The organism is Polaribacter sp. SA4-10 (genome assembly GCF_002163835.1).
Classification (GTDB): domain Bacteria; phylum Bacteroidota; class Bacteroidia; order Flavobacteriales; family Flavobacteriaceae; genus Polaribacter.
Map to the genome: position 1 here is coordinate 1,072,687 of NZ_CP019331.1, position 15,871 is coordinate 1,088,557.

Annotated in this window: 16 protein-coding genes; 8 read left to right on the top strand and 8 right to left on the bottom strand. The window is 28.1% G+C overall.

The window, feature by feature from the left end; genetic code table 11:
* Positions 1 to 46 precede the first annotated feature (46 nt).
* Positions 47 to 679, top strand: a complete 633-nt coding sequence (locus BTO04_RS04825; RefSeq protein WP_087563421.1) for a hypothetical protein — start codon at positions 47 to 49, stop codon at positions 677 to 679.
* Here the strand turns inward: BTO04_RS04825 and ppk2 (BTO04_RS04830) are convergent.
* Both ppk2 (BTO04_RS04830) and ppk2 (BTO04_RS04835) read right to left on the bottom strand, forming a co-directional pair.
* Entirely contained in the window at positions 676 to 1,461 is a 786-nt protein-coding gene (ppk2, locus tag BTO04_RS04830; RefSeq protein WP_087563422.1) for a polyphosphate kinase 2, read from the bottom strand. The two genes, BTO04_RS04825 and ppk2 (BTO04_RS04830), sit on opposite strands and share 4 nt — an antisense overlap.
* Before the next feature lie 5 nt (positions 1,462 to 1,466).
* A complete protein-coding gene (gene ppk2, locus BTO04_RS04835; protein ID WP_087563423.1) occupies positions 1,467 to 2,324 on the bottom strand; it encodes a polyphosphate kinase 2 in 858 nt (285 codons plus the stop codon).
* A 90-nt stretch (positions 2,325 to 2,414) separates the two neighbouring features.
* Here ppk2 (BTO04_RS04835) and BTO04_RS04840 point away from each other — a divergent pair, with 90 nt between their 5' ends.
* On the top strand, positions 2,415 to 3,365 hold the full coding sequence (locus BTO04_RS04840) for a lipid A deacylase LpxR family protein (protein WP_087563424.1): 951 nt from the start codon (positions 2,415 to 2,417) through the stop codon (positions 3,363 to 3,365).
* Here the strand turns inward: BTO04_RS04840 and BTO04_RS04845 are convergent.
* Entirely contained in the window at positions 3,362 to 4,786 is a 1,425-nt protein-coding gene (locus tag BTO04_RS04845; RefSeq protein WP_087563425.1) for an ATP-dependent RecD-like DNA helicase, read from the bottom strand. The genes BTO04_RS04840 and BTO04_RS04845 overlap by 4 nt on opposite strands.
* Before the next feature lie 105 nt (positions 4,787 to 4,891).
* Here BTO04_RS04845 and BTO04_RS04850 point away from each other — a divergent pair, with 105 nt between their 5' ends.
* From BTO04_RS04850 to BTO04_RS04860, 3 genes are read left to right on the top strand one after another with little or no spacing between them, the layout of a single operon-like run.
* Positions 4,892 to 5,626: a hypothetical protein gene (locus tag BTO04_RS04850; protein WP_087563426.1), complete on the top strand. Its 735-nt coding sequence runs from the start codon at positions 4,892 to 4,894 to the stop codon at positions 5,624 to 5,626.
* The gene (locus tag BTO04_RS04855; RefSeq protein WP_087565336.1) at positions 5,607 to 6,428 is read left to right on the top strand and encodes a DUF3822 family protein; all 822 of its coding nucleotides are present in this window, start codon (positions 5,607 to 5,609) and stop codon (positions 6,426 to 6,428) included. Before BTO04_RS04850 ends, BTO04_RS04855 begins: the two co-directional genes overlap by 20 nt.
* Entirely contained in the window at positions 6,425 to 6,961 is a 537-nt protein-coding gene (locus BTO04_RS04860) for an RsmD family RNA methyltransferase (protein WP_087563427.1), read from the top strand. Before BTO04_RS04855 ends, BTO04_RS04860 begins: the two co-directional genes overlap by 4 nt.
* A gap of 99 nt (positions 6,962 to 7,060) precedes the next feature.
* Here the strand turns inward: BTO04_RS04860 and BTO04_RS04865 are convergent, their stop codons facing one another.
* The 5 genes from BTO04_RS04865 to BTO04_RS04885 are packed head-to-tail and all read right to left on the bottom strand — an operon-like array spanning position 7,061 to position 12,138.
* Complete coding sequence (locus tag BTO04_RS04865; RefSeq protein ID WP_087563428.1) at positions 7,061 to 8,014, bottom strand: MoxR family ATPase; 954 nt, start codon at positions 8,012 to 8,014, stop codon at positions 7,061 to 7,063.
* Complete coding sequence (locus BTO04_RS04870; protein ID WP_087563429.1) at positions 8,014 to 9,396, bottom strand: peptidylprolyl isomerase; 1,383 nt, start codon at positions 9,394 to 9,396, stop codon at positions 8,014 to 8,016. Before BTO04_RS04870 ends, BTO04_RS04865 begins: the two co-directional genes overlap by 1 nt.
* Complete coding sequence (locus tag BTO04_RS04875) at positions 9,362 to 10,207, bottom strand: hypothetical protein (RefSeq protein WP_087563430.1); 846 nt, start codon at positions 10,205 to 10,207, stop codon at positions 9,362 to 9,364. Before BTO04_RS04875 ends, BTO04_RS04870 begins: the two co-directional genes overlap by 35 nt.
* On the bottom strand, positions 10,207 to 11,844 hold the full coding sequence (locus tag BTO04_RS04880; RefSeq protein ID WP_087563431.1) for a peptidylprolyl isomerase: 1,638 nt from the start codon (positions 11,842 to 11,844) through the stop codon (positions 10,207 to 10,209). Before BTO04_RS04880 ends, BTO04_RS04875 begins: the two co-directional genes overlap by 1 nt.
* Positions 11,845 to 11,856: 12 nt before the next feature.
* Entirely contained in the window at positions 11,857 to 12,138 is a 282-nt protein-coding gene (locus BTO04_RS04885) for a DUF493 family protein (protein ID WP_087563432.1), read from the bottom strand.
* A gap of 178 nt (positions 12,139 to 12,316) precedes the next feature.
* On the opposite strand from BTO04_RS04885, the gene BTO04_RS04890 reads away from it, so the two are divergent.
* The 3 genes from BTO04_RS04890 to fmt are packed head-to-tail and all read left to right on the top strand — an operon-like array spanning position 12,317 to position 15,704.
* Positions 12,317 to 12,868: an AAA family ATPase gene (locus tag BTO04_RS04890; protein WP_087563433.1), complete on the top strand. Its 552-nt coding sequence runs from the start codon at positions 12,317 to 12,319 to the stop codon at positions 12,866 to 12,868.
* Positions 12,865 to 14,754 carry an ATP-dependent DNA helicase RecQ gene (locus tag BTO04_RS04895; protein ID WP_087563434.1) on the top strand — a complete coding sequence of 630 codons (1,890 nt, stop codon included), beginning with the start codon at positions 12,865 to 12,867 and terminating at the stop codon, positions 14,752 to 14,754. Before BTO04_RS04890 ends, BTO04_RS04895 begins: the two co-directional genes overlap by 4 nt.
* Positions 14,755 to 14,759: 5 nt before the next feature.
* A complete protein-coding gene (gene fmt, locus BTO04_RS04900; RefSeq protein WP_198342115.1) occupies positions 14,760 to 15,704 on the top strand; it encodes a methionyl-tRNA formyltransferase in 945 nt (314 codons plus the stop codon).
* The last annotated feature ends 167 nt before the right edge of the window (positions 15,705 to 15,871 follow it).

Below are 15,871 nucleotides of genomic sequence, written 5' to 3' on the forward strand. Positions count from 1 at the left end.
TTAAATTGATTTGTTTAAACCTTATATTTACTGCAAAAATAACAAGATGAATAAGACTTCTACTATTTCTACAGAAAACTTCTTTAAAGAAGCTATACATAAAGTACTATTAAGTGATGAAAGAAAAGCCTTATTGCATAAAATTTCTGAAGGAATTGCAAATGAATATTCTAAAAATGACCTTGTAAACCTTAACTTTATTTGTACTCATAATTCAAGAAGAAGCCAATTGGGGCAAGTTTGGACCTTTTTTGCTGCTAATTATTTTAACTTAAACATAAATGCTTTTTCTGGAGGAACAGAAGTAACCGCATTTTTTAGAAATACTGTAAAAACGTTGCAAAAAGTAGGTTTTACTTTTGATATTGAAGAATTTTCTCATCAAAACCCTACATATAAAATCTCTTTTGAAGGTACTAATACATTTATTTTAGGGTTTTCTAAAAGATATGACCATCCTATAAATACAGCACCATTTATTGCAATTACAACTTGTAATAACGCAGATACTAACTGCCCTTTTATACCAACTGCAAGTCATCGGTTTCATTTGCCTTTTGTAGATCCAAAAACTTCTGATGGAACGGATTTACAAGATGAAACCTACCTTAAAACAAATCAACAAATAGCTGCAGAGGTATTTTATATTTTTTCTGAAGTTAAAAACTTAATTGCTTAAATTTCTAAATCCTTATCATAAGGGATACTTTCTAAAATGTGATTAATTACATTAACACGGGCTTCCGTTTTTCTGTTTGCTCGGATAACTTTCCAAGGAGAAATTTCTGTATTTGTTTTGCTAAACATTGCTCTTTTATATTCTGTATATTGATCCCATAGCACTTGCGCTTTCTCATCTAGCTTAGTCATTTTCCATTGTTTTAATGGATCACTTTTAATTTCATCAAAACGTTTTGCTTGTTCCTTTTTAGAGATAGACATATAGATTTTTACCAAGTGAATACCAGATTCTAAAATCATACGTTCAAAATCATTAACCTGATTCATAAAAATATCATATTCTTCTTGAGTACAAAATCCATTTACAGGTTCTACAACTGCTCTATTATACCAACTTCTGTCAAAAAAAACAATTTCTCCTGCTTTAGGAAATTGCTCTACATATCTTTGAAAATACCATTGAGAATTTTCATCTTTTGTTGGTTTTGGTAAAGCAACAATTCTCATATGACGAGGATTTATACGTTCTGAAAGCCTTCTAATTGCTCCGCCTTTTCCTGCAGCATCTCTTCCTTGAAAAATAATGATGATACGTTCATTTTTATTAATTGCCCAGTTTTGTAACCTAATAAGTTCTATTTGTAATTTTTCTAGTTTCTTTTGATAATCTACATATCTAATTGATCTTTCTATATTTAAAGGTTCTTTAGATAAAAGCGCTAATAGTCCTTTTTTAGAATTCAGTTTCCTAACATCTCTTGCTGTAAGTTTATTTTCCATAAAGTTTAATCTATCTGAATATTAGAGCGATAATAACGCATTACTACGTTAGGATCTGGATTTAAAATTGTTTTAGCATCTGCTTTTCCATCATAATTAAATTGGGATAAAACATGCCTCATTGCTTCTAATCTTGCCACTTTTTTATCATTTGTTTTTATAATCATCCAAGGACTATATGAAGTGTGTGTTTTTGAAAACATTTCACCTTTATAATGGGTGTACCTATCCCAAAGTGTTTGCCCTTTTTTATCTACAGGGCTAAATTTCCAACGCTTTAAAGGGTTTTCTTTTCGTCCTTCAAATCGTTTTAATTGCTCATCTTTAGATATTGATAACCAAAATTTTATAATAATTAAACCATCTTCATACATCATGTGTTCAAATTCTGGTACTTGTACTAAAAACTCTTTATATTGTTGTTCAGAACAAAAACCCATAACAGGTTCTACAACTGCTCTATTGTACCAACTTCTATCAAAAAAAACAATTTCTCCAGGATTTGGTAGTTCTTTAATATAACGTTGAAAATACCATTGCCCTTTTTCAATTTCAGTAGGTTTATTTAAAGCCACCAACCTGCTAGAACGTGGATTTAAATGTTCCATAAACCTTCTAATATTTCCACCTTTCCCTGCAGCATCTCTTCCTTCAAAAACAACCGCAATTCGCTTATTTTCTTTAGAGGCCCATCTTTGTAATTTTACAAGTTCTATTTGCAGTAAACGTAGCTCTTTGTTATATAAAAGAGTTTTTTTTACTTTATTATAAGAACCATTTTTTTGCTTTACTAACACAAGTAATTCCTCATTATTTTGTATGTTCTCAAATTCTTCTGCTGTTATTTCTTGGCTGTTATCCATCTCTTCTAATTATAGGTCTAAAAATAGCTTTTTTTTTATTAATTTAAAGAAAAAACACTATTTAAAAAAGTTATTTTATATTTGTCTATAATGAAATACTTTCCTTTTATAATTTTATTTTCAGTCGTTTTTTCAACCTTTTCCCAAGAAAAATTTTCAAAAGAAATAAGTTTCATTAATGATAATGACCTGTATACTTCTACATTTAGAGATCGGTATTATACTGATGGTTTATTTTTATCTTACAGGTATCTATCTAATAATAAAAAAGATAACTTAGATAAGAAAATTTTAGAATGGCGAATTGGTCATGAAATGTATACACCTTATAGAGCTGCTGTAGAAAATATAAGCCAACATGACAGACCTTTTGCAGGGTATTTGTATGGTAGTTTTAATGTTAATAGCATCTATAAAAACAATCAAAATTTAAGTACTTCTATACAGGTTGGTGTTCTAGGACCAGCTTCTTATGCGGAAGAATTGCAAGATTTAATTCATAATATATATGGATTTAAAAAAGCTGTAGGCTGGAAACATCAAATTAAAAGTGCTTTTGCTTTAAATATAAATATTGAATATATTAAACATTTAGCAAAAAGCAATTCTAACTATTTTGATCTCTCTTGGGTTAACGCTGGTAAAATAGGAACTATTTACAATACTATTTCTTCAGGTTTTTATGGGCGAATTGGTTTTAAACCTTTACAAAAACTAGCAAATTCTATTGCTTTTAATACAAGTATAAATAATACAAACACAAATTACGTAAGAGAAGTTGAGTCTTTTATCTACATAAAACCAATGTTACGTTACGCATTTTATGACGCAACAATACAAGGCAGTTTTTTAAATAAAAGCAGTGATGTTACTAAAGAGTTAGTCCCTTTAGTTTTTGACATAGAATTGGGATTAAGATTTACTGCAAACCGTTTTAATTTTGGTTATTCTTTTCATTACAACACAAACAAATCCAAAGGCTTAAGATATAACAATGGGAACAAATACGGAACAATTATAATAAATTACTTATTACGTTAGTCTGTAAAAAAATCATCTTTAAAACCTATTAAATAGAGCTTTTCTTGTGCTCTTGTAATTGCTGTATAAAGCCACCTAAAATATTCTTTAGAAACACCTTCTGGCAAATAAGGTTGTTCTATAAAAACAGTTTTCCATTGTCCTCCTTGAGATTTATGACACGTCATTGCGTATGAAAATTTCACCTGCAACGCATTAAAATATTTATTCTGTTTAATTGCTAAAAATTGTTTGTACTTAGATTTTTCATGTGCAAAATCTTCTTTTACAGCTTGGTATAATTTATTAGATTCTTCATAGGGTAAGGAAGGACTTTCACTGGTTAAAGTATCTAATAAAATAACGGTTTCAAAAGGTTTCATTTCTGGATAATCAATCATTCGCATTTCAATTTCTGCAAATTTAAAACCATACAGTTCTTTTATAGAATAAATATTTAGCACTTCGCAAATATCACCATTAGCAATAAAACCAGCTGCTGAAGATTCTTTTAACCAGAAATAATTGTTTTTTACAATCATTATATAATCTCCTGCAGAAATTTCATTTTCTTGACCGCGAATCTGCAATCTAATTTGTTCGTTGTATTGATTAGCTCTTTTATTAGACCTTACAATAAAAGCAGTGTCTTCTACGCCATCATTATCATAAGCAGAAACTATAGCATCTTCAATATCATACCCATCCACTAATCTTATAATATCCGGATAATTAACATCAAACTGAAAATTAGTTGCATTATTTTGAATTAATAATCGTAGCAAAGTTGCATTTGCAAGAATTCCAGAGTTTTCATGTTGACGCATCACTTCATCTAACTCAATTTCTGTTACATTTTTATGATAATCATACTGTAAAGTGTCTGATTCTAAAGCTGGACTCACATTTAATTTTACTGGCGGAAGTTGAGCCGTGTCTCCAATAAAAATCAACTTACACTGATGACCAGAATATACATAAGAAATTAAATCGTCTAGCAAAGAACCCGATTCAAAAAATTTCTGATTTTGCTTGCTATCTGGAATCATAGAAGCTTCATCAACAATAAAAATAGTGTTTCTATGCTTGTTTGGTTGCAAAACAAAATCTACAGAACCATTTGTTTGTTTTTTAGGAAAATAAATTTTCTTATGAATTGTAAATGCTTGTTTTTTAGAATAAAGTGCTATTACTTTAGCGGCTCTACCTGTTGGTGCCAATAAAACGGCTTTTCTCCCAGAAGACCATAAACTATTTACAAAGGTGCTTATTGTAGTTGTTTTTCCTGTTCCTGCATACCCTTTTAACAAAAACAGCGCATCTTTATCTTCGTTAAAAATAAAGTCGCTTAAAAGTCTTAATAGAAGATTCTGTTTTGTGGTTGGAGAATGCGGGAAATTTTTAACGAGTTCCTTGTAAAAATCAGCAGGTATTTTTATCATAAATAAATTAAAGTATCAAAGATACATTGATTTATGAATAAAAGTTTTTATCATTAAAAAAAAATTGTAGATTTGCGAATAGACTATATAAAAAAAACATTAAAAATGGGATTATTAGGAATGATTTTAGCAGCTGTATTGGTTGCAGTACTTTTAGCTATTGTAGTAGTAAAATATCTACCACTAAAATTAAGATGGATTGCTTCTGTATTATTATTGGTATTAACAATATTTTTAGGTTACAAAATATATTATGGAATTATGCAACCTATAATATTTAACAAAAATAAAGTTGCTAAATATGCTAAAGTTATTGAAAGTTTAAAAATCATTAGAGATGCTGAAGTTAAATATTATGAAGTAAATGGAATTTATACTAAAGATAAAGCGGGTTTAATTAAATTTATTGACTCGGCTCAATTAGCATTAACAGTTACAAAAACAGTTGTAGAAGTAGTTAATACTGGTGGTGGTGTAACAAAAGAAGTAGAAAAAAGAGTAACAGATACAACTGGTTATGAACCCGTTTTAAAATACTTTAAAGATAGAGCTTATAAAACGATGTTTAAAATTCCTGGAGTTAAAGGAAAAGAATTTGAGGTTGAAATAGGGACTGTAGAAAAAGTACCCGGATTAGTTGTACCAACTTTTTTGGTAAAAACAGCTAAGATAGATATCTTAAAAGGTATGGATCAATCTTTAGTAAAACAGGAATTAGAAGCGAATGCTTCAGATCAGATTAAAGGAGAATTCGTTTCTGCTGGATCTTTACAAGAAGTAACATCTGGTGGAAATTGGCCACCTTCTTATGATAAAAACAGTGCAAAAGAAGACGAGTAATACCTCTTTAAAAAACACAGTAGATACAAGGTTATCCATCCATTTTAATTTGGATGGATTTTCTTTTTGTATCTCTACTATTTCTTCCAAAAAAGATATTTACTTTTCTGAATATCTTTTTAATCAAACACAAAAAACACCAGAAAAATTATTATTAAAAATTAAAGAAATTTTTAATACAGATAGTCACTTACAACATGATTTTTCATCAGTTTTAGTTATTCATCAAAATAACTTATCTACATTAGTTCCTAATAAATATTTTGAAGAAGACAAATTAGAGTCCTATTTAAATTATAATATAAAAACATTAGCTACAGATTTTATTGCTTTTGATGATCTTAAAATCCTTGAAGCTAAAAATATTTATGTTCCTTATGTGAACATCAATAATTATTTATTTCAAAATTTTGGTACCTTTGACTACAAGCATCACCTTTCTATTTTAATAGAAAAATTAATTAACACACAAAAATCTGAAGAAAAAGAAATGTTTGTAAACGTTTCTAATAACAATTTTGATATTGTTGTACTTCAGAATAAAAAAGTATTACTTTCTAATTCTTTTTCTTTTGAGACTAAAGAAGATTTTATTTACTATATTTTATTTACAGCAGAACAATTACAACTAAATACAGAAGAATTTAAACTTCATTTTATAGGAGATATAGAAACAGGTTCTGAAATGTATACTATTGTTCATCAATATATAAGAAACATCTCTTTTTTAGAAAGTGAAAACACTATATTTAATCATTTAGATAGTTCTAAACATTCAAATTTCATACTACTAGGTTCATGAGAATAATTTCCGGAAAATTAAAGTCAAGACGCTTAAAAGCTCCTAAAAATTTACCTGTCCGCCCAACAACAGACATGGCAAAAGAATCACTTTTTAATATTTTAAATAACACGTATTATTTTGATAACATTTCTGTGATTGATTTGTTCTCTGGAACAGGTAATATTAGCTACGAATTTGCGTCTAGAGGAACGAAAGAAATTTATGCAATTGATGCACATTTTGGATGCATTAAATATATTAATGCTACCGCTAAAGAATTAGATCTAAACATAAACACCTATAAAAATGATGTTTATAAATTTTTAGAAAAAACTTCATTATCAGCTGATGTTATTTTTGCGGATCCTCCTTATGATTTTGAAGCTGAACAATTTTTAAAAATTGTAGATTTAGTATTCACAAGAAAACTACTAAAAGAAGAAGGAATTTTGATTATAGAACATTCTAAGCATACCGATTTAACGACTCATGAAAACCATATTTATGATAAACGTTATGGTGGAAATGTTTTTAGTTTTTTCGAAAATTAATTCTTAGCTATTTAAAATCACACAACAAAAGGGTGCGTGTTATAACAAAAAAAAATACGGCTTTTGCCGTATTTTATATTATATGAATTAAATACACTGTTATAATAGCGATTTAATAATATCAGAAATTGTTATCCCTTCTGCTTCAGCTTTATAATTTTTTACAATTCTATGAGATAAAATAGGAATTGCAACAGCTTTTACATCTTCTATGTCTGGAGAATATTTACCATTAATAACTGCATGCGCTTTTGCAGCTAAAATTAAGTTCTGAGAAGCTCTTGGTCCTGCTCCCCAATCTAAATAAGACTTTACTAACTCTGTAGCTTCTTTAGAATTTGGTCTTGTTTTACCAACCAAACTAACAGCATATTCAATTACATTGTCTGTAACCGGAATTTTTCTTATTAATTTTTGAATTTCAATTATTTGTTGTCCATTAAACAATGGGTTTACCGTATTAGTATAAGCACTAGTAGTACTTTTCACCACCTCTACCTCCTCTTTAAAAGAAGGGTATTCCAAGTTAATAGAAAACATAAATCGGTCTAATTGAGCTTCTGGCAAAGGATATGTTCCTTCTTGTTCAATAGGATTCTGCGTAGCCAATACAAAAAATGGTAATTCTAATTTATAGTGATTTCCAGAAACAGTAACAGAACGTTCTTGCATTGCTTCTAACAAAGCTGCTTGCGTTTTTGGTGGTGTTCTATTAATTTCATCAGCTAAAATAATATTAGAAAAAATAGGCCCTTTTATAAATTTAAAATGCCTGTTTTCATCTAAAATCTCACTACCTAAAATATCTGAAGGCATTAAGTCTGGTGTAAACTGGATTCTTTTAAAATTTAAACCCAAAGCATCAGAAACAGTATTTACCAATAATGTTTTTGCTAAACCAGGAACTCCAATTAATAAAGAATGTCCGCCACAAAAAACAGATAAAAGCGTGAATTTAACTGCTTCATTTTGTCCAATAATTACTTTCCCTATTTCAGATTTTAGTAAATTATATTTATTTACTAATTCCTTTACAGCTTCAACATCAGACATTATTTAGCGGTTTCTTTTTTCCAATTTTTCTTAAAATCACATTTACTATGATCGTCTCCTAATTTTATATAAGTATCTTTTATTTTTTCTTTAGACCATTTTTCAATGGTTTCTTCTTTCTTTTTTTGAAGTGCTAATTGCTGAACTTTAACATAATCTTCTACTAAATTAGCAATGTGAGTATCTGTTCTTCCTTTCATTAAAATAAACTTAAACATCTTATCTCCACTGCGAGCTTCATCGTAAAAAGGCTCTGTCATTTCACCTTTTTTAAGATCACTAACTCTTGCATAAAAAGCAGGATCCATTCTTGTTAAATCAAATTTTGACTCTCCAGTTTGTGGATTTACAATTGAACCTCCATTATTTTTGGTTTCTTTATCTTGAGAATATTTTTTTACAGCTTCATCAAAAGTAATTTTCCCTTCTCTAATTTCAAGAATTATTTCTTCTACCTTTTCTTTTGTTTCCTTTATTTTTTCTTCAGGAATTTCTGGCTGCATTAAAATATGAGACGCAATTCTTGTATCTCCTTTTACATCATGCAATTGCATTAAATGATATCCAAATTCAGACTTAAATGGTTTAGAAACTTGACCAATATCCAATGTAAATGCCATTTCTTTAAACTCCTTTATAAATTGAGATTCTTTAGTTACCGTATATCTTCCTCCATTTTGTGTTACTCCTGGATCATCAGAATTTATAATGGCTTTCATTTTAAAACTTGCACCCTCTTCAATTTGCTCTTTTATTTCATTTAACTTAGCAACAATGCGCTCATTCTCTTCTTTAGTAGGCACAGCGTTTAAGACAATTTGTGCTAACTCTATTTCTGCAGGAAATTGAGGTAACTCACCTTTTTCTTTTAACCCATTATAATATAAACGAACTTCTTCTGGAGTTACATCTATTTTTTCTGTAAGGTTTTGTTGTTCTTTTTCGATTAAAATATTTTCTTTTTGAACAACACTAAGTTCTTTTTTTAGATCCTCTAAATCATTAAACCCATAAGCTTTAACAACTTTTTCTAAAGAACCATATTGCTGTGTAAAATACGCTACACTTCTATCTACTCTCCCAGAAATCTCTTCATCTGAAACTACCATACTATCAATAACTGCATGGTGCGCTAAAAGTTTTTGTTGCATCAATTCCTCAAGCATTTCGCAATCAGTAATTGTCACTTTTCCTTCGCTTCGTAATTCTACTTCTTGCTTAAATTTATCTATATCAGAATCTAGTACAATATTTTTTCCTATTACAACTGCAACTCCATCTATTTTTATTTTTTGGGCTGTAGTTTGTAAACTAATACAACCAATTATGGCAACTACTATAGGAAGTTTAATATATTTTAAAATTGTTGTTTTGTGTAGCATCTTTAACTATTATTTTTTCTATATCTCTAATTAATTCTATTTTACGTCTGTGTAAAATCATTTGTTTTATAGTAGGCTTTATATAACTTAATGGCGCTATTGAATTCCGTTGTAAAACATCTTTTATAGCCACCAAATATAAACCTAATGAATCTTGTTCTTGAGTCAATTTTGTTTTTTTTAACAGTTTTTCTTTAGAAAAAGGCACTTTTAACAAAATGTTATCTAATTGTCTCCAAATAGAATCGTTAAACTGATGAAAAATGAAACTTAATTCTTGTTTTTCTAACTCTTCTAAATCTTCAATATTATCAGATTTAAATAAATCTATAATTTCTTTTTTATCTTTAATATTCCTGTTAAAATGAAGATATTTTACTTTAACTAATTCTACATTTAACTTAAAGTTCTCTTTGTTTAAATTATAATACTTTTCAATTTCTTCTTCAGAAATAATAGTATCTAATTTTTGCTTTATAAGTTGTTCTTTATAATTATTTATTAATAAACTTTCTTTGTAATCTTTTACTAAGTTATCTATTTTATTTACCTCTTCTAAAGAACTATTTTTCTCTGCTTGTTTGAGAAGCAATTGCTTAATTGCCCAATCTTGAATGTAACTTTTTACTAAAACAATACTGTCTTGCTTATTAATTTTTTTAGGTAAAAAGGATTCTAAATCGCTTCTAAATAGTTTTTCTGTATTAACAATTGCTACTATTTCTGATGTTCCTTTTTCTTTCTCTTTTATATTAAAATAATCGCATGAGGATAAAAGTGTAATACATAAAATAATAGCTAAAAATCTCATTATTTATTCTGATAAGATTTAATTAATTTCTTTAGCTGTCTATTTTCAATTTTTATTGAGCTTTTCTCTCTTAATTCTGCAATCCAGTTGTTTTCTAAAAAACGCTGATAATCATTCATCACCTCTCCTTTTACCTCTTTTAATTTTTTTGATTTATAAGTAGCTGTATTTGCTTCGAAATATTTTTTTAACCCAATTGTGTCTTTTGCAGATTTATTCCAAATTTTTTCTTGCATTAGCTCAAACAACAACAAACCATCTTCATACTCTTTTAAAGTATACGCATACTCAGGTTCTGTGTAGATTAAATTTTCTTTATAATAGTTTAAGATTTGTTCCTCTTTAAACATATCAAACAAAACAAAAACCGCCAGGTGTCTTCTATTTCTAATATATTTCACAAACGCTTCTTGTTTGATATTTTTATCATTTATACTAATAATAGTTTTTTGCAATGAATCTTTATGTATTGCTCTAATATTTTTTAAATCTAAAATCTTTTTGGCCTCTTCATTTTCTACAATTTTATATTCACTTTTTAGTCTATTAATTACAGCTTTATCAGATAATTGCATTCTAGAACTTTTCTTCACTTTAGCTCTAAGTTCTTTTTTAATCTCATCAAAAGATGCTATAGGATACTTCTTTAAAAGTTTTACAATATGCCAACCAAAACGAGTTTTAAATGGTTTTGAAAAACTATTAACTTCCTTTAATCCAAAAGCGGCATCCTCAAAAGGCTTTACCATTCTACCTGGGCCAAACTTATTTAAGCTTCCTCCTTTTCCTTTACTCCCTGGATCATCTGAATATTGCTTTGCTAACTCTTCAAACTTTTCATTATTGTTAAGTTTAGCATACACTTCATCAATTTTTATTTTTCCTGCAGCAGTTGTATCAGCAATTAAAATATGTGCAGCCTCAATTTCTCCTTTAGAAGCTCTAAGCTCATCAACTTTAAGAATATGATAACCAAATTGCGTTTTAAAAGGCATAGAAATAGCACCTACTTGAGTATTGTAAGCAGCTTTTTCAAAAGGATACACCATTCTAAAAGCACTAAAATACCCTAAATTTCCATTATTTCCTTTTCTACCAGTTTTAGGGTCACCTTGTGCAGATTTGTCTTCAGAAACTTCAGCTGCTATCTTTTCAAAATCACCATTGTTTAAAATTCTATTTCTAATTTTTATAATTTTATTGTAAGCAATTAATGTATCTTTTGGAGTTGCTTCTCTAGACATTCTTATTAAAATATGTTTTGCTTTTACTTCATTTTTTGTTCTAAAATAAGCGTCTTTCACTAACTGATCTATAAATGTAGTATCTTGTAAATAAGGTACAGAAAGCTGATGTCTATAGGTAGCCATCTCTCTTATATAAGATTTTAAAGTATCTAACTTAATACTATAGGCCTCTTTAACTTTTAATTTATAGTTAATATAAAGCTCTAAATTATTAGTTACATTTTTTGCTTCTTCATTGTCTATTGCGTCTAAATTTTTTTCATAAACTCTTTTAAATTCAGAAACTGAAATATTTTCATCATCTATTGTTAGTAATATTTTTTCTTTCTTTTGTGAAAGAACTGATATTGATAAACATAAAAACACTGCTAATAAAACTGATTTTCTCATAAACTTATTTAATTATAATGAAATGATTCCTTTAATTTTCTCTACTTTTCTATAATATGTAATTACCCCTTCTGAGGTTTCTATTTTTAATACGATAGAAATACTAATATATTTTCCTGTTTTTGATTTTTTTGTATTTATAACAGCTCCTGTGTCATTAAATAAATCTTTAACTTCATTCTCTTGATTTTCATCCGTTGGTACAATAAATTTGTACAAATAATCTGCAGGAAAAGTAGTTGTATCTTCTAATTGACCTTTTAACTTTGTGTAAAATGCTTTTTTATCATCCATAATTTCAACTAATTTTTTAAAACTATTTACAAATAGCAAGCCACAAAACTACATTAAAAATTAGTTTTATAAAGGGAATGATTTATTTTTGTGAAAACCTAATAAGAGATTTAATAAACTAACTTATATTTCTACTATATTACAACCTATTAAAAACACTAATTTAAAGTCTATCTACTTGCAAAAAAGTCAAAACAAAATTGTATTAATTGGAGGTCCTGGAACAGGAAAAACTTCTGTAATAAATGAGCTTATTAAAAGAGGTTATTTCTGTATGCCAGAAATATCTAGGCAAGTTACATTAAAAGCAAAAGAAAAAGGAATCGATCAATTATTTTTAACGGAACCTTTATTGTTTAGTAAAATGTTATTAGAAGGTAGAGAACAACAATTTATTACCGCAGATAAAAGTGATGAAAAATTAGTTTTTTTTGACAGAGGAATTCCTGATGTAATTGCTTACATGGAATATTTTAAATCAGATTATCCAAGTTTTTTTACAGAGAAAAGTGCTTTTTATAAATATGATAAGATTTTCCATTTTTCTCCTTGGGATGAAATTCATACAACAGATAATGAGCGTTACGAAACCTTTGAACAGTCTATAACTATAGATAAATTTTTAACAAAAGCATACACAGATCTTGGCTATCCTATAATTAATATCCCATTTGGAACCATAGAAGAGAGAACCGATTTTGTAATTCATTCGCATGCTTGCGATTTATGATTTCTTCTAAAGAAATATTAAAACAATATTGGGGATTTTTAGAATTTAGAAATCCGCAAGAAGAAATTATTGCTGCATCTTTAGACAATAAAGATATTATTGCTTTATTACCAACTGGTGGAGGAAAATCTATTTGTTTTCAAGTTCCTGCATTAGTAAAAGAAGGAACGTGTTTGGTAATTTCACCACTAATTGCATTGATGCAAGACCAAGTAGAAAGCTTAAAAAACCTTGGTATCAAAGCTACTTCAATTCCTTCTGGAGCTTCACAAAATGAAATTATTACACTTTTTGATAATATAAAATTCGGAAATTTTAAGTTTTTATATATTTCACCAGAAAGATTACAATCTGCTTTTATTCAGCAAAAAATAGCCGCATTAAATATTAATCTAATTGCAATTGATGAAGCCCATTGTATTTCTGAATGGGGTCATGATTTTAGGCCTTCTTACAGGAATATAAAAATTTTAAGAGACTTACAACCAACTATAAATTTTATTGCGCTAACAGCAACTGCAAATAAAAAAGTATTAAATGATATTGAAAATAATCTTGAGTTAAAAACTCCAGAAATTTTCAAAAAATCTTTTTCTAGAAAAAACTTAGCGTATCAAATTTTTAAAGTTGAAGATAAATTACAGCGTTTAATTCAGATTTTTAACAAAACAAAAAAACCTACAATTGTTTACGTAAATTCAAGAAAGAAAACAGAGGAAATCGCTGCTTTTTTAAATGCAAATAGTTTTAAAAGCAGTTTTTATCATGGAGGATTATCTGTTGTAGAAAAGAAAATTTCTTTTGATAATTGGATGACCGAGAAAACACCCATAATTGTTGCTACCAATGCATTTGGAATGGGAATAGACAAACCCAATGTAGGGCTGGTTATTCATTTTAATTTACCCTCTAGTATAGAAAATTATGTACAAGAGGCGGGTAGAGCAGGAAGAAATGGAAAAAAATCTTTTGCGGTACTTTTTCAAAATGAAAACGACATTTTATTGTTTAAAGAGCAAACAAAAAAATCTTTACCTAGTCTTTTAGAAATTAAACAAATACATAAAAAACTATATCAACATTTTAGAATTGCAAATGGAGAGTTACTTGAAGAATCTTTTAATTTTCATTTGCTAGAATTTTGTAAGAAATATAATTTTTCAGTTTTAAAAGTGGATGCAACACTTAAAATTATATCAAACAACGGAGTCATAGAAATTAGCAATAATTACAATCAAAAATCTACTTTACAATTTACAACAAGCAGTAAAAGTATTTTAATATATGCTGATAAAAATAGTTTCCTCAAAACTTTTATTAATTCGTTACTAAGAACTTATGGAGGTCTTTTTGATCAAGAAATAAAAATTAATGAGTTTCTTATTGCTAAAAAATCTGGAATTACATCAAAGCAAGTTATTCTTAATTTAGAACGTTTACAAGCAGATAATTTGGTGATTTATAATCCTGTAAAATCCGATGCTGAAATTACATTTTTAGTTCCTAGAGAAGATGATAAAACCATCAATAGGTTTTCTAAAGATATTGTACAGTTTATTCATCAGAAACAGAAAAAAGCGGTAGATTTTATCAATTTTATTAAACAAGATACCCTTTGTAGAAACATACAAATTTTAAATTATTTTGATGAAACAACTTCAACTAAATGCGGAATATGTGATGTTTGTCTTTCAGAAAAAAAAACAAAACCCACAGCTATTATAGTAGAAATTTTACACCTTTTAAAAGAGGGTAAAAAGTTAACATCACAAGAAATTAGTCAATTTTTAAACTACAAGGAACAAGACATTTTAATACATTTGCGTTACTTATTATCTAACGATAAAATTGCAATAAATAATCAAAATAAATTCCAACTAAAATAATAATTATGAGAGATTTACGCATCGTTTTTATGGGAACTCCAGATTTTGCTGTCACCATTTTAAAACATTTAGTAGAAAATAATTATACTATAGTTGGTGTAGTTACTGCTGCAGACAAACCTGCAGGTAGAGGAAGAAAATTAAATGAGTCTGCAGTAAAAAAATATGCAGCTTCACAAAACTTACCTATTCTTCAACCTATAAATTTAAAAAGTGAAGAATTTCAGACGGCTTTAAAAAGTTTAAATGCCAACTTACAAATTGTAGTCGCTTTTAGAATGTTACCAAAAGCGGTTTGGCAAATGCCAGAATTTGGAACCTTTAATTTACATGCTTCTTTATTACCAGAATATCGTGGAGCAGCGCCAATACATTGGTCTATTATTAACGGGGAAACAAAAACAGGAGCTACTACCTTTTTTATTGATGATAAGATTGATACTGGTGAAATTATATTACAAGAAGAAATTGATATTGCAGAAGATGAAATTGTTGGTACTTTGCATGATAAATTAATGTTCTTAGGAGCAAAATTAGTTTCAAAAACGATCGACTTAATTAAGGAAGGTGATATAGCTACAACAAAGCAACCCGAATTAGAAGAAAAATCTGCATCAAAATTGAATCCTGAAAATTGTAAAATTGATTGGTCTGATTCATTAGACAATATATATAATAAAATAAGAGGTTTAAATCCTTTTCCTGCTGCTTGGACCCTAATAAATAATGATGATGAAGAAATATCAGCAAAAATATACGCAGTAAAAAAAGAAGGAGAAGAACATCAAATTAAAGCCGGAACAATAATTAGTTCTAAAAAAGAGCTTAAAGTAGCTGTTAATGGAGGGTTTATTCTTATTGATGAAATAAAACTTTCTGGAAAGAAAAAAATGAACACTAAAAGTTTACTAAATGGCTATAAATTTTCTTTAAATGCAAAAATGATGTAAGCCCTTTATTTATAAGGTTTTTAGTGTTTTTTAATTTTCAAGCCACCTTTATTAACAATTTACTTCATTTTATTAACAAAAAGACACATTTTACCCCTCCAAATTTGCGTAAGCCCTTAATCCTGCTATATTTGTTAAGCTATTTAAGCAAAAAAGAATATTCAATT